This is a genomic window from Serratia grimesii NBRC 13537, assembly GCF_001590905.1.
GTDB lineage: Bacteria > Pseudomonadota > Gammaproteobacteria > Enterobacterales > Enterobacteriaceae > Serratia > Serratia grimesii.
The window spans coordinates 352,746-367,129 of the sequence record NZ_BCTT01000010.1 but is presented as its reverse complement, the minus strand read 5'-3'; the positions used below and the strand labels follow the sequence as shown (position 1 = coordinate 367,129).

The following is a 14,384-nucleotide window of genomic DNA, read 5'->3' as shown; positions in this document are numbered from 1 at the left end:
TGATCTATCAAATAATAATGCAGCAGAGGTTCACTTTGACTTCATCGGATTCCACAACGGCGGCGCCACAGCGTCATGCCATCCCCCCGGGTGCCGGGGCACTGTTCTTTATCCAAATCTTCGCCACACTGGGTTTTGCCGTGCTGTACTCCACGCTGGTGCTTTACGCCACCAAGCGTCTGGGTTTCAGCGAAGGTAATGCCAACGCCATGATGGGCGTATTCGGCGCGTTCAACTACGGTCTGCATATGTTCGGTGGCTACCTCGGCGGACGTTTCCTCAGCAACCGCAATTTATTCGTGCTGGGGATGGTGTTACAGGTGATCGGCTGCGCGTTGATCGCTGTTGCAGGCGTCTGGGGCCTTTACTGGGGGTTAGCGATGTTCCTGACCGGCAGCGGGCTGAACGTCACGTGCATTAATATGATGTTGACCCAGCGCTTTAAGCCGGACGACGATCGGCGCGAATCGGCCTTTTTGTGGAACTACGCCGGGATGAACCTGGGGTTCTTTGTCGGCTTTACCGTGGCGGGCTATTTCCAACTGACCGAAAATTATCGTGCTCTGTTCTTGTTTGCCACCTTGGGTAATGCGGCGGCGATCATTGTCGCCGTCAGCCGTTGGCGCATCCTGGCCGATCTCAACACGCCGCTGCACGATGCCAGTCGTTCACAATACCGCTGGCGCATGCTGGTTGGGTTAGCGGTGCTGGTGGCACTGGTACCGATCATCCGCGTGATGCTGACCCATGCTGAGTTCAGTGGTCATTTTGTTATTGGCCTCGGTGTGTTGATTTTCCTGATGCTGTGTGTGGTCACGTTACGTCATCATCCGCGTGATGAACGCCGTCGGATGACTGCATATCTCATTCTGGCGTTGGGTTCTCTGGTCTTCTGGGCGCTGTATCAGCTGGCCCCTATGGGGTTAATGCTGTTCTCTGAGCACAATATCAACCTGAACGTTTATGGCATTCAGGTGGCCCCACAGTGGATTCAGAACATCAATACATTGGTGATTGTGGTGGGTGGCCCGTTAATGGCCTGGTGGTTTAATCGCCTGCGCGCACGCGGTTGCAAGATTGACATCCCAATGCAGTTTTCCGGTTCGCTGTTCTGTATCGGCTTGGGCATGCTGGTACTGCCGTTAGGCATCAGTCTGGCCGGTGGTGATGGGTTGGTGGCGTTTAAATGGATTGTCATCAGCTATGTGTTGCAAAGCATTGGTGAACTGATGATTTCCCCGATCGGCTACGCAATGATTGGTAAACTGGCACCGCCGCGTTATCAGGGGGTAATGATGGGGTGCTGGATGATGGTTACCGGGGTCGCATCGGTATTGGCTGGTTACGTCTCCGGTCTGATGCCTGAAAACAGTGGCAGCACTCCAGTGATGACCAATCCCGGTTACAGCGAAGTGTTCAGTGCGCTGGGTTGGGGGGCAGCAGGCGTTGGTGTGGTGATGTTAATCTTGATCCCATTGTTACGACGGCTAATACGGCACGATGCTCCTGTTGCAGCCTGATAGTATTCAGCATAAAAACAGCCCCACTGGTCGGGGCTGTTTTCATTTTGGGCTTTAACACTTGCATCTGTCAGCGAATCGCGGAAGTCTGGTTGCAAATACATAAAAACAGACAGGAGCAGAACAGATGAACATCCTTTTTTATCACCCTTTCTTTAATGACCAGGAATGGATAGCAGGTATGTCACAACGTTTGCCGCAGGCGACGGTGCGTGCCTGGCAAACGGGCGATGATCGTCCGGCAGATTACGCGTTGGTGTGGCGACCGCCGCACGAGATGTTGGCTAACCGTGGTGAGTTAAAAGGTGTGTTTGCCCTGGGGGCGGGCGTCGACGCTATCTTAGATCAAGAGCGCCAGTACCCAGGTACTCTGCCGGCAGGTGTACCGCTGGTACGCCTTGAGGATACCGGCATGGCGCAACAGATGCAGGAATATGCACTGAGCTATGTGCTGCGTTATTTCCGCCGTTTTGATGAGTATCAATTGCTGCAACAACAGCAGGAGTGGCGGCCGCTCGATCCTCATCAACAGGATAATTTCACCATTGGCATCCTCGGTGCCGGGGTGTTGGGGAAAAGCGTGGCTCAGAAGCTGACGGCGTTTGGTTTTAACGTGCGTTGCTGGAGCCGCAGCCCCAAGCAAATTGACGGCGTGCAGAGCTTTGCCGGAGCCGAACAGCGCGCCGCGTTTTTGGATGGTGTGAAATTGCTGATAAACCTATTGCCCAATACGCCGGAAACCACCGGCATCCTCAATCAACAATTGTTTGCGCATCTGGCGCCGGGGGCTTATCTGATCAACCTGGCACGCGGTGCGCATCTGATTGAGGACGATTTGTTGCAGGCACTGGAGCAAGGTCAACTGGCCGCCGCTACGCTGGATGTGTTCGTCAACGAGCCGCTGCCACAGACGCATCCGTTCTGGCGTCATCCGCGTGTCACCATTACCCCGCATATTGCTGCCATCACTTTGCCGGAAGTGGCAATGGATCAGATAGCGGCAAACATCCTCGCGCTTGAGGCCGGGCAAGCACCTGCCGGGTTGGTGGATGTACAACGTGGCTACTGATCTTTCGGTGATGCACCTGCTAAGCTAAATAAATAAGAAATCGCCGCCTGCCGTTGTACTCCTGGCAGGCCGCCCAGAAGGAGAAGCAATGTACCCCGTTGATTTACATATGCACACCGTCGCCAGCACCCACGCCTACAGCACGTTGCATGATTACATCGTCGAAGCCCAGCAAAAGGGCATCAAACTGTTCGCTATCACCGACCACGGCCCGGATATGGCTGATGCACCGCATTATTGGCATTTTATGAACATGCACGTGTGGCCGCGTCTGGTAGATGGCGTAGGCATCCTGCGTGGTATAGAGGCCAACATCAAAAACCTGCAGGGTGATATCGACTGCACCGGCCCGATGCTGGATAAAATCGACGTGATTATCGCCGGTTTCCACGAGCCGGTGTTTGCGCCACAGGACAAGGCCGCCAATACCGAAGCAATGATTGCCGCGATGGCGCAGGGGGATGTGCACATTATCAGCCACCCTGGTAACCCAAGATACCCGATTGATATTGCGGCGGTGGCCGCTGCGGCGGCTAAATACGAAGTGGCGCTGGAGCTGAATAACTCGTCGTTCACCCACTCGCGCAAGGGCAGCGAAGACAACTGCCGTGCGATTGCAGCAGCGGTACGTGATGCCGGCGGCTGGCTGGCGCTGGGCTCAGATTCACATATTGCTTTCTCACTTGGCGGTTTTGAACACTGTGAGCGAATTATTGCCGAAGTGGCGTTCCCGCAGGAACGTATCCTTAACGTCAGCCCACGGCGCCTGTTGGACTTTCTCGAACGACGTGGCAAGCCGGCGATTGCGGAACTGGCCGATTTGTGACATCGTCCCGGCAAATTTTTCCGTATTGTATAAGGCATTATCATGAATGAGTTTTCCGTTGTTTGCCGCGTGCTGGGTACGCTGTTTTACCGTCAGCCACAGGATCCGTTGTTGGTGCCGCTGTTCACGCTGATCAAAGAAGGCAAACTGAAACAACACTGGCCGCTGGAACAGGACGAATTGTTGGTACGTCTGCAACAAGGTTGCGATGTCAATCAACTGTCCACTGATTTCAACGCGATGTTTGTCGGCAGTGAATGCAGTGTGTCACCGTACCGTTCTGCCTATGTTGAAGGGGCATCGGAAGCTGAAGTACGTACGTTCTTGCAGCAACGTGGTATGCCACTGGGCGAAGCACCAGCTGATCATTTTGGTTCTTTGCTGCTGGCAGCCTCTTGGCTGGAGGATCAGTCACAGGAAGACGAAGCGCAGGCGCAAATCACCTTGTTTGACGAATACCTGCTGCCGTGGTGCGGCCGTTTCCTCGGCAAAGTAGAAGCTCATGCCACCACCGGTTTTTACCGTACGCTGTCGTTGTTGGCTCGCGAGTCGATCCAGGCGATGCGTGATGAACTGGCAGAATACGAACAGGAAGAAGAACAGCCGGGTGAAGAGGACGAACAGCCTTAATGCCGTGCTGGCCGGCTTACGCTTAACGGTGAAGCCGGCTTTTCCCCCTCGTAAATGCCTCGCTACACAGGTTTTCATCCCCCATACGTAAATTGACATAAAATCCCCTAATCTGGCGGTTTACCGGCGGTCTGGCCTTCGTATGCCTGCGCGCCCTGTTTTCTCACGCAAAGGGTAGATCATGAAAAATAACTGGATGCAGCAGATCCAATCGATGATTGGGCAAAAGGCCGGTTCAATTGGCGGTTCGGAAGGCATCGGCAAACTGCTGGCCCCCACCGCGCTGGGGGGGCTTGTGGGGGTCTTATTGGCGAATAAGTCTTCACGCAAACTGGTGGGGAAATTCGGCAAGAACGCGTTGATTATTGGCGGCAGCGCAGCGGTGGGGGCGGTGCTGTGGAATAAATACAAACAGCGGGTAAAAGAAACCCATCAGGATGAACCGCAGTTCGGTTTGCAAACCACGCCAGTAGATTTACGCGCCAAACGGCTGGTGCAGGCGCTGGTGTTTGCCGCCAAGAGTGACGGCCATATTGATGCGGAAGAAAAACTTGCCATCGATCACAGCCTGGAGCAATTGCAGGTAGGTGAGGAAGCGCAAAAATGGGTGCAAGAGGCTATCGATCAACCGTTGAACCCGGATCTGATCGCCCAAAGCGTGAAAAATGAAGACGAAGCGCTAGAAGTGTATTACCTGAGCTGCATGGTAATCGACGTCGATCACTTTATGGAACGTGGTTATCTTGACGCACTGGCGCAGTCGTTGAAGATCCCCGCGGATGTTAAGCAGGGCATTGAAAACGACGTGAATGAGAAAAAGCGCGAGCTGGCATAGCGCTGCTTGGCAAGCCGGGGGGAATCGTGTCACTCTTGCCGTAATCAAGGTAAGCGGATGATTTAGCAATGATGACACCCCCTAAGGCAGAAAAACGTCCTTATCCCATCACTACGCACGGTGACACGCGTGTTGATGACTATTATTGGCTGCGTGACGATGAGCGCGCAGACCCGCAGGTGCTGGACTATCTGCAGGCGGAAAATGCCTTTACTGACGCGGCATTGAAACCACAGCAGGCGTTGCGCGAAACGTTGTATGAGGAGATGGTTGCGCGTATTCCTCAGCAGGAACATTCGGTACCTTATGTTCGGCACGGTTACCGCTATCAGACGCGTTTCGAACCAGGCAATGAATATGCGATTTACGTCCGCCAGCCCGAGGCAGAGAACGCACATTGGGATACACTGATCGACGGTAATCAGCGTGCTGAGCAGCGCGAGTTTTATACTTTGGGTGGGTTGGAAGTCAGTCCAGATAACCAACAACTGGCGGTTGCAGAAGATTTTCTCTCTCGTCGCCAGTACGACATTCGTTTCAAAAACCTCAGCAACGATACCTGGGCTGACGAAGTGCTGGAAAACACATCCGGTAGCTTTGAATGGGCAAACGACTCGTCCACCGTGTACTACGTTCGTAAACATGCCAAAACCTTGTTGCCTTACCAGGTGTATCGTCATGTGGTAGGCACGGATCCACAGCTGGATGAGCTCATCTACGAAGAACTGGATGATACTTTCTACGTCGGGCTGGAAAAAACCACCTCCGAACGTTTTATTTTGATCCATCTCAGCAGCACAACCACCTCAGAAATCCTGCTGCTGGACGCCGATCGCGCCGACAGCACGCCGCAGATGTTTGTGCCGCGCCGTAAGGATCATGAATACGGTATTGATCATTATCACCAGCATTTCTATATCCGTTCCAACAAGGACGGCAAAAACTTCGGTTTGTATCAAAGCGAACAGGCAGACGAAGCGCAGTGGCAGACATTGATTGCCCCACGCGTTGAAGTGATGCTGGAAGGTTTTAGCCTGTTCCGTGATTGGCTGGTGGTGGAAGAGCGTAGCGAAGGCCTGACCCAACTGCGTCAAATCCACTGGCAGAGCGGTGAAGAAAAACGTATTGCCTTCGATGATCCGACCTACACGACCTGGTTGGCATACAATCCTGAGCCGGAAACCGAGTTGTTGCGTTATGGCTACTCTTCGATGACCACGCCGACCACACTGTATGAGCTCAATCTCGACAGCGGTGAGCGGGTGATGCTTAAACAGCAGGAAGTGAAAAATTTCACCCCGGAAAATTACCGCAGTGAGCGGGTGTGGGTGAAGGCGCGTGACGGTGTCGACGTGCCGGTTTCACTGGTTTATCGCTCTGATAGCTTTGTACGTGGTAGCAACCCACTGATGGTGTATGGCTACGGCTCATACGGCAGCAGTATGGACCCAGCCTTCAGCGCCAGCCGCTTAAGTCTGTTGGATCGCGGCTTTGTCTTTGTTCTGGCCCATATTCGCGGTGGCGGGGAACTGGGGCAATTGTGGTATGAAGACGGCAAGCTGTTCAAAAAGCAAAATACCTTTAACGATTTTATCGACGTGACAGAAACGTTGATCGCCCAAGGGTACGGTGATGCTAAACGGGTGTTCGCCATGGGCGGCAGCGCGGGTGGGTTGCTGATGGGGGCGGTGATTAATCAGGCACCACAGTTGTTTAATGGCATTGTGGCGCAGGTGCCATTTGTCGACGTGGTTACCACGATGCTGGACGAATCTATTCCGCTGACTACCGGAGAATACGACGAATGGGGCAACCCGAACGATCCGGCGTATTACGACTATATCAAGCAATACAGCCCGTACGATCAAGTGAAGGCACAGGAATACCCGCATATGCTGGTCACCACTGGGCTGCATGATTCTCAGGTACAGTATTGGGAGCCGGCCAAATGGGTTGCCAAGCTGCGCGATCTGAAGACAGACGATCGCCAGTTATTACTGTATACCGATATGGATTCCGGCCACGGCGGCAAGTCTGGGCGTTTTAAAGCCTATGAGGACATTGCGCTGGAATATGCCTTTATTCTGGCGTTGGCGGAGTAACTTTTGGGCGGGCAGCGAGTGCTGCCCGTTTTTTCAGCCGATCAGATAATATTTCAGCGTGTACTTCATGTCTGGGCTGAGATCATCTATGGACTTCAACATCCAGCGCAAATAGCCGGGATCTTCCTGCGCGACGCGATCAATTTCCTGCCCACGATACTTACCGAACTTAAACTTCTTCAGCAGCACTGGCTGAGCAGTGATTTGCGCCATTTGTTCCGGCGTCCAACCTGAATCCCTGATGATGCGTTGTAACAGCGCAGCGGTCACGTAGCAGTCGTATAGCGCCCGGTGTGGGTAAAGCGTGGTGTCCTGCGGCAGTTGAACATCGAGATTCAGCGCATAGCGTAGATATTGGTTGCCGTATTTGATGTCCGGGTACAGGTTGCGCGCAAGCTTCATGGTGCATATCCATGCGCCGCGCATTTCTGGCAGCACGCCGCGATCGAATGCCGCATTGTGCGCGACATAATAGGGGCTGCCCAAATAACGCCCGATCGCCACAGCGATACGTGGTTTCCCGTCAACCATTTGCTCGGTGATATGGTGAATGGCCATTGCGTCAATGCTAATTGGCCGATCGGGGCTGACCAGGTCGCTCATTGGGTTAGCGATTTGCCCGTCGATCAGATCAACAGAGGCCACTTCTACTACGCCGCCTTCCAGCCCGCAGGTTTCAGTGTCTATTACACGTAAATTCATGGTTTCCTCAGAGTGACTGCACAGGTTTAGCTTAACCGGCAGGCGCGGCGATGCCAACCGCTGAAAGGAGGCAATTTCAGTCAATAAAAAACCCGCCTTGGCGGGTTTAACTACGGTTCGAAGTTCGCTTACTCGCCGGAAGTCTGGCCTTTCTTAGCGCGTTTGTCTGCGCGTTTCTCTGCGGGGGTTTTCAACGGCTTCTTCTTCGCATTTTTTTTGCTATCCATTCCCTTACTCATGATGGCCTCTCAGTTACCTATGGTTGGGTGGGTTGCTCAACCATTAACCCCCTTACGCCTGCCGGATGCAAGCATGAAAGCAGCTGAAATAACTAATTGATTGTTTATCTGCGTAATTTTGTTTCGCATGAACGGCTGCTTAAAAATTATGATATGTTATAATATAACAATTAAAAATAACCGGAGAGCGCAATGAACGTTGTGACCTTGTTAAACCCACAGCAGCTTTTGGCTATGCCGGAGTCTGATTACATGAATCCGGCCCAGCAGGCATTTTTCCGCCAACGCTTGCTCGACGAGCAACAAAAGCTGTTGCAGCACATTGATGCGTTGAAACGGGATATCGATGGCGGCGAGGTGTCCGGCGACGAGGCGGACAAAGCCGCCCGCGAAGAGGACTTGCGGTTGTTGTTCCGTCAGTTGGATCGCGAAAGCCGCCTGCTGCCGAAAATCAGCGCGGCGCTAACGCGATTACATAACGGCGAATACGGCTATTGCCGTGAAAGTGGTGAGCCTATTGGTCTGGCGCGTTTGTTGTTGCGGCCAACAGCGGAGCTAAGCATTGAAGCCAAAACCGCCCAGGAAATGCGCGAACCGCATCTGCGCAAACGGGGCTAACTCCCCAATTCTTCAACCATCAGATCGATAAACCGTCTGACGCGGGGTTCCAGCAGGCGTTTGTTGGGGTAAAGCGTAACTATCCTGACTTCTTCCCCTTCAACGCCGGTTAACACCTGCTTCAGACGCCCTGTAGCCAACTCCTCGTTCACCAGAAAGTCGGGCAGATACGCGATGCCTAACCCGGACAGGGCGGCGTCGCGGATCGCTTCACCGTTGTCGAGCCGTAAACGGCTGCGGCCCATTGCTTTGACCCAAATACCTTGATCATCACGCAGACGCCAACTCTGTTTTTGATTCCGACTGCTGAATAGCAGGCAATCGTGTCCTGTAAGCGCGTCCACATCACGAGGTTCTCCGTGTTTTGCGAGGTAAGTCGGTGAAGCGCATAGCACCGTCTGATATTTGGCGACCACACGCGAGACCAGCCGGGTATCTGGTGCAGTCACCCCCATCCTTACCGCCAGATCGAACCCTTCGTCGACCAGATCGGCCAGACGATCGGAAAAACTCATTTCAACCTGCACGTCGGGCCAGGCGGCCAGATACTTAGCCAACAGGGGCAGCAACAGCAACCGGCCGAAAGCCGCGGGGACGGTGAGCCGCAGTACACCACGTGCTGTGCTTTTGGTTCCGGCCACACTGGCTTCCGCGTCATCGACCGAAGCGAGGATTTGCAAACCACGCTGGTAAAACTCCCGGCCTTCATCCGTGAGGCTCAGGGCACGGGTCGTACGGTTTAACAGACGTGTGCCTAACCGTTCTTCCAGGCGGGTGATGGCTTTTCCAGCAGCCGATCGCGACAGTCCCATGGCATGACCACCGGCAATAAAACTGCCGGCATCAACGACGGCCATAAAGACTTGAATGTCATTTAGATTTGCACGCAGCATGTGCGCTCCCGGTGTGCCATAAGTACGGTTACCAATGTAGCAGATTCAATACGTTAACCGTCTCAAACGATTCGCTTTTGTGTCGACGTCCATTCGTCAATCAACCGATTATAGTCTTCAGCGTAACGATAACCGGCAGGAGAACGGATATGACGAACAGTATTACTCATTACAATCATGGTGTGGCGTGGGAAGAAGGCAACGGCGTCACCCAAGGATATTGCGTTAACGGTATCCTCTATATTTCAGGACAATTTTCCCATGATATGCAGGGCGTATTTGTCGGCGCAGGTGATATCGAACTTCAGACTCGTCAAACGTTGGACAATCTGGACCGGGTGCTGGCGGGATTTGGCGCTAGTCGGGCCAATCTGGCTTACGTGGAGATCTATTTAACGGATGTACAGGCCGATATTGAACCTTGCTTGGCTTTGTTCAAGGCCTATGTTGGCGAGCACCGGCCGGCGGGAAGTTTGATCGGCGTGACGCGTTTGGCGTCGCCAGATCAACTTATCGAGATCAGCGCGGTGGCGCACGTCAGTTGAGAAAAACCACTGGGATTTTGCCGGCAAGTCGTATTCATTTTAAGCAAACAAACCATAACTTGTTGGGTAGAGTAGGAGTTTTCAGGTTTTACCGTTGACCAAATGGGCTGCTTCAGCTTTGATGAGGGTATGACCCACAGAGAGACGGAAGCGCCATGGAACAATTACGAGGTTTGTACCCGCCGTTAGCAGCATATGACAGCGGTTGGCTGGACACTGGAGATGGCCACCGGATCTACTGGGAGCTGAGCGGAAACCCGAACGGGAAGCCGGCGGTCTTTATCCATGGTGGTCCGGGCGGCGGTATTTCACCTTATCACCGTCAGCTGTTCGATCCGCAGCGCTACAAGGTTTTGCTGTTCGATCAGCGTGGTTGTGGCCGTTCCAAGCCGCACGCGAGCCTGGATAACAACACCACCTGGCATCTGGTGCAGGATATTGAACGGCTGCGCGAAATGGCCGGTGTGGAGCAATGGTTGGTCTTTGGTGGTTCATGGGGTTCTACGCTGGCTTTGGCCTATGCGCAAACCCATCCACAACGTGTTAGCGAAATGGTACTGCGCGGCATCTTCACTCTGCGTAAGCAAGAGCTGCATTGGTACTACCAGGACGGCGCTTCACGCTTCTTCCCGGAAAAATGGGAACGCGTACTGTCGATTCTTTCAGAGGAAGAGCGTAAGGACGTGATTGCGTCTTATCGTCAGCGCCTGACATCAACGGATCCTCAGATCCAACTCGAGGCGGCGAAGCTGTGGAGCGTGTGGGAAGGGGAGACGGTCACCCTGTTGCCAAGCAGCGAGTCGGCGTCCTTTGGAGAGGATGACTTTGCACTGGCGTTTGCCCGCATTGAAAACCACTATTTCACCCATCTGGGCTTCCTGGACAGTGACGATCAGCTGCTGCGTAATGTCCCGCTGATCCGCCATATCCCGGCAGTGATTATTCATGGTCGCTACGATATGGCCTGTCAGGTGCAAAACGCTTGGGATCTGGCGAAAGCGTGGCCAGAAGCCGAGCTGCATATCGTCGAGGGTGCAGGGCACTCCTTTGACGAGCCGGGTATCTTGCATCAGTTGATGTTGGCAACTGACAAGTTTGCCGGCAAATAACACAGAGCCCGCCAACAAGGCGGGCTTTATTATTTAGACTTCGGTTCGTAAGGCAGACGTGAGTATTTGTGTGATTCAACACGGTAGTGCGCCACACGTTCGCGGAAATAATCACGCAGATGTGCAGGCTGTTCGCGTTCAACCATTTCCGGGATCACCGGCATGTTGTAGCGTTCTTTAAACGCCACGCCAGACGCCGCGAGATCAACGTTCACTTTGTCCATCTCTTCTTTGGAAAGCTCTGCCAAATTGTAACCCACCGTATTCTCCTTACTTGTTACCGCATTGGATCAGCGCAGAAGGTAATGCACCAAGAGGCGCTTGGCAAGCCTGATACGTACAGAGGTGAGGACAGAGATAATAACGTACGATAGCGAAGGTGATTTATTGCACCAATGGCAATGCAATCTATTTATTCTTTTAAATAAGAATGATTCGTTTTTTGATTAAATGTACGGATGTAAATAGTTATCATAATAATTTAAATGCATAATCATAAAATAAATCAACTTGCTGATTTTTAATAAATTTAAAATTAAATCATCCGTGATGTGAATCAAGTGTTTTTATTTTGTTTTCACCAAGGCATAATGCTGAAAAATTAAATTGATACCTGCAAAATAAGGGAATGATTATGCTGACGCCTGAAATGACCAAGAAGCTGAATGAGCAACTGAACCTGGAGTTTTACTCCGCTAACCTGTACCTGCAAATGAGTGCATGGTGCAGCGATAAAGGTTTTGAAGGTGCCGCCGCATTTCTTAAAGAGCATTCTCAGGAAGAGATGCAGCACATGCAGCGTCTGTTCGAATACCTGAGCGACACCGGTTCCCTGCCGCTGCTGGGTACCATCGCGGCGCCGCCAGTTGAATTTGCATCCCTGGCTGACGTATTCCAGCAAACTTATGAGCATGAGCAACTGATTACCCGCCAGATCAACGAGCTGGCGCATGCGGCAATGACGGCTCATGACTATTCTACCTTCAACTTCCTGCAGTGGTATGTTGCCGAACAGCACGAAGAAGAGAAACTGTTTAAATCTGTGCTGGATAAACTGGCGCTGGTGGGTAACAGCGGCAATGCACTGTTCTTCATTGATAAAGATTTGAAGAAAATGGGTGCGGCTGGCGAGAACGGCAACGGCCAGGTCTAATTATTGTTGTTAAAAACCGCGCTCCGGCTTTGTCTGGTGTGCGGTTTTTTTATGCCCTGCACTTATCGTGGCTTTACAGCGATATGTGCTACTGGATCTCAAAATGCCAGTGTTCTGCTCGACTTGCTGAATGGCACTCGTTATCATTTGACGTGATACGCTACAGGGATGGTAGAGAGTTAAAACAGTGGGTTATCATAATCCTATTCTTCTTCTGTTTACCCGTGGCGCAATCATCTGCGGTGGGTTGGGGCTGCTGATACATCGCCCAGGCGGTTAGCCTTAACCCTTATTACCCTCGATTATTGCTTTAAGGGATATCACTGTGATCGGTAAAATTCGTTCTTCTTATCGCCTGCTTTCCACTATTTTCGTGCTGTTTGTTGGTTTGTCTTCACAGCAGGCGCTGGCGCATGCTCATTTGAAAGTTGAAACACCAGCAGCAGATGCCAGCGTGAGCCCAGCACCGAAAGTGCTGACGCTTAACTTCTCCGAGGGTATTGAGCCTAATTTCAGCGGCATCAAAATCACCGGGCCGAACAACGCGGAAGTGAAAACCGGTAAATTGCAGCTCGACGCTAACAACAATACCCAGGTTAACCTGCCTATCGAAGGTGAGCTGACCGCCGGTAAATACAATGTTAATTGGCACGTGGTTTCGGTCGACGGTCATAAAACCAAAGGCCAGTACAGCTTTACCGTAAACTAATCCATGAGTCTGGCGACCCTGTTTGTCCTGTGTCGCTTTGTGCACTTTGCGGCGGTGATGCTGATGTTTGGCTCCAGCCTGTTCACCGCCTTATTGTCGCCGCAGCGCCTTTCCCCGTATCTCACCCGTGATGTGCGTCCGTTGATGGTCTCTTGCACCTGGCTTGCCGGGCTTTCTGCCGTGGCATTATTGGCTATTCAGGCCGGGCAGATGGGGGACGGCTGGGTTGATACCTGGCGTCTGGACGTTTGGTGGGCAGTACTAGGTACTACATTTGGTGAAGTCTGGCGTTGGCACTTGGGCATTTCATTACTGGCACTGCTGAGCCTGTGGCTGGCAGAACCGCGCCGTACACAACTTTTGGCACTGCTTTCCACACTGTTGCTGGTCAGCATGGCATTTATTGGCCATGCGGCAATGCATGAAGGGGGGCTCGGCGTACTGCATCGTTTTAACCACGCACTGCACCTATTGGCGGCTGGTTACTGGTTCGGCAGCCTACTGCCATTATTGGTCTGCCTGCGTTATCTGGCCCAACCCCAGAGCCGCAACGATGCAATTACCACACTGATTCGTTTTTCACGCTGGGGCCACTTGGCGGTAGCGCTGGTGGTGCTGACCGGTGTGATTAACAGTTTGATTATTCTCGGCAGTTGGCCGTTGAACGTGGATTCCCCATATCAACGCCTGCTGTTGTTCAAGACCGCACTGGTGGCGCTGATGGTAATGGTGGCGCTGGCTAACCGTTACGCTATCGTTCCTGCAATGAGCAGCATGCCACGGCTGGCACAGCGCGGCCTGGTACTCGCCTGTTGGATTGAGGTGGGGTTGGGCGCAGGTGTGCTGCTGCTGGTCAGTTTATTTGCAACTTACGCGCCGGTATAACATTCCGGCTTGCCGGATGCCCCCAAACTGCGGGAAAATTGAGTCAAAATAGCAACCTTAAGGCCATAACATGAAATCGGTATTACTTGGCATGACGCTGTTGGCAACCGCGACCGGTGCGCTGGCGGCAGACCAACTGGTTAATATCACCAAGCTGGAATACGGTAAGCAGTGGGCGTTCACCAAAGAAGAAGTGACGCTTCAATGCCGCAGCGGCGGTGCACTGTTCGTACTCAACAACAGTACCTTGATGCAATACCCGCTTAATGCAGCCGCAGAAGCGCAGGTGAAAGCAGGGCAGCAGCGTGCCCAGCCACTGGATGTCATCCTGCTGGATGATGCCGCCAATCCCGGTAAGAAAATGAGTGTTGAGCCGTACCGTGAACGTGCCGAGAAGCTGTGCGCTAACTAATCACTTATCCCACAATGGCTTAGTATGAGATAAATCTGTGGTGAAAAATCATGCGAAATTAATTTCTTCATGAAACTATCACCGAGCCTGTGCTGGCTGGCAAAAATAGCGCGGTAAGCTACTCTTAAAGTGCACGG

16 protein-coding genes are annotated in these 14,384 nt (G+C 52.7%); 13 read left to right on the top strand and 3 right to left on the bottom strand.

The window, feature by feature from the left end; all coding sequences use genetic code 11:
- Nucleotides 1-17: 17 nt before the first annotated feature.
- The 6 genes from SGR01S_RS13575 to SGR01S_RS13550 all read left to right on the top strand — a co-directional run bounded on the left by SGR01S_RS13575 (nucleotide 18) and on the right by SGR01S_RS13550 (nucleotide 6,982).
- Entirely contained in the window at nucleotides 18-1,520 is a 1,503-nt protein-coding gene (locus tag SGR01S_RS13575; protein WP_082797626.1) for a peptide MFS transporter, read from the top strand.
- 127 nt (nucleotides 1,521-1,647) lie between these two features.
- Nucleotides 1,648-2,589: a glyoxylate/hydroxypyruvate reductase GhrA gene (ghrA, locus tag SGR01S_RS13570; RefSeq protein ID WP_061807713.1), complete on the top strand. Its 942-nt coding sequence runs from the start codon at nucleotides 1,648-1,650 to the stop codon at nucleotides 2,587-2,589.
- An 88-nt stretch (nucleotides 2,590-2,677) separates the two neighbouring features.
- The gene (locus tag SGR01S_RS13565) at nucleotides 2,678-3,415 is read left to right on the top strand and encodes a phosphatase (RefSeq protein WP_037420292.1); all 738 of its coding nucleotides are present in this window, start codon (nucleotides 2,678-2,680) and stop codon (nucleotides 3,413-3,415) included.
- A gap of 42 nt (nucleotides 3,416-3,457) precedes the next feature.
- Nucleotides 3,458-4,045, top strand: coding sequence for a TorD/DmsD family molecular chaperone (locus tag SGR01S_RS13560; RefSeq protein WP_061807712.1), 588 nt, complete (start codon nucleotides 3,458-3,460; stop codon nucleotides 4,043-4,045).
- Nucleotides 4,046-4,226: 181 nt separating this feature from the next.
- Complete coding sequence (locus SGR01S_RS13555) at nucleotides 4,227-4,880, top strand: tellurite resistance TerB family protein (RefSeq protein WP_061807711.1); 654 nt, start codon at nucleotides 4,227-4,229, stop codon at nucleotides 4,878-4,880.
- A gap of 68 nt (nucleotides 4,881-4,948) precedes the next feature.
- Nucleotides 4,949-6,982 carry a S9 family peptidase gene (locus SGR01S_RS13550; RefSeq protein ID WP_061807710.1) on the top strand — a complete coding sequence of 678 codons (2,034 nt, stop codon included), beginning with the start codon at nucleotides 4,949-4,951 and terminating at the stop codon, nucleotides 6,980-6,982.
- Between the two features lie 33 nt (nucleotides 6,983-7,015).
- Here SGR01S_RS13550 and exoX read toward each other — a convergent pair whose 3' ends face one another.
- Nucleotides 7,016-7,684, bottom strand: a complete 669-nt coding sequence (gene exoX, locus SGR01S_RS13545; protein WP_061807764.1) for an exodeoxyribonuclease X — start codon at nucleotides 7,682-7,684, stop codon at nucleotides 7,016-7,018.
- A 431-nt stretch (nucleotides 7,685-8,115) separates the two neighbouring features.
- Between exoX and dksA the strand changes: the two genes are divergently transcribed.
- Nucleotides 8,116-8,541, top strand: a complete 426-nt coding sequence (dksA, locus tag SGR01S_RS13540) for an RNA polymerase-binding protein DksA (RefSeq protein WP_061807709.1) — start codon at nucleotides 8,116-8,118, stop codon at nucleotides 8,539-8,541.
- Here dksA and SGR01S_RS13535 read toward each other — a convergent pair.
- Complete coding sequence (locus tag SGR01S_RS13535) at nucleotides 8,538-9,434, bottom strand: LysR family transcriptional regulator (protein WP_061807708.1); 897 nt, start codon at nucleotides 9,432-9,434, stop codon at nucleotides 8,538-8,540. The genes dksA and SGR01S_RS13535 overlap by 4 nt on opposite strands.
- A 149-nt stretch (nucleotides 9,435-9,583) precedes the next feature.
- Here SGR01S_RS13535 and SGR01S_RS13530 point away from each other — a divergent pair, with 149 nt between their 5' ends.
- Nucleotides 9,584-9,979, top strand: coding sequence for a RidA family protein (locus SGR01S_RS13530; protein WP_037420304.1), 396 nt, complete (start codon nucleotides 9,584-9,586; stop codon nucleotides 9,977-9,979).
- 155 nt (nucleotides 9,980-10,134) lie between these two features.
- A complete protein-coding gene (gene pip / locus SGR01S_RS13525) occupies nucleotides 10,135-11,088 on the top strand; it encodes a prolyl aminopeptidase (protein WP_037420306.1) in 954 nt (317 codons plus the stop codon).
- Between the two features lie 29 nt (nucleotides 11,089-11,117).
- Here pip and SGR01S_RS13520 read toward each other — a convergent pair whose 3' ends face one another.
- Entirely contained in the window at nucleotides 11,118-11,348 is a 231-nt protein-coding gene (locus tag SGR01S_RS13520) for a DNA polymerase III subunit theta (protein WP_037420309.1), read from the bottom strand.
- Between the two features lie 374 nt (nucleotides 11,349-11,722).
- Here SGR01S_RS13520 and ftnA point away from each other — a divergent pair, with 374 nt between their 5' ends.
- From ftnA to SGR01S_RS13500, 4 genes are all read left to right on the top strand, one after another.
- On the top strand, nucleotides 11,723-12,241 hold the full coding sequence (ftnA, locus tag SGR01S_RS13515; RefSeq protein WP_037420311.1) for a non-heme ferritin: 519 nt from the start codon (nucleotides 11,723-11,725) through the stop codon (nucleotides 12,239-12,241).
- A gap of 325 nt (nucleotides 12,242-12,566) precedes the next feature.
- Nucleotides 12,567-12,950 (top strand): CopC domain-containing protein YobA, encoded by a 384-nt coding sequence (gene yobA, locus SGR01S_RS13510; RefSeq protein WP_061807707.1) that lies wholly within the window; start codon nucleotides 12,567-12,569, stop codon nucleotides 12,948-12,950.
- Between the two features lie 3 nt (nucleotides 12,951-12,953).
- Complete coding sequence (gene copD / locus SGR01S_RS13505) at nucleotides 12,954-13,835, top strand: copper homeostasis membrane protein CopD (RefSeq protein ID WP_037420316.1); 882 nt, start codon at nucleotides 12,954-12,956, stop codon at nucleotides 13,833-13,835.
- Nucleotides 13,836-13,905: 70 nt separating this feature from the next.
- The gene (locus SGR01S_RS13500) at nucleotides 13,906-14,247 is read left to right on the top strand and encodes a YebY family protein (RefSeq protein ID WP_037420318.1); all 342 of its coding nucleotides are present in this window, start codon (nucleotides 13,906-13,908) and stop codon (nucleotides 14,245-14,247) included.
- The last annotated feature ends 137 nt before the right edge of the window (nucleotides 14,248-14,384 follow it).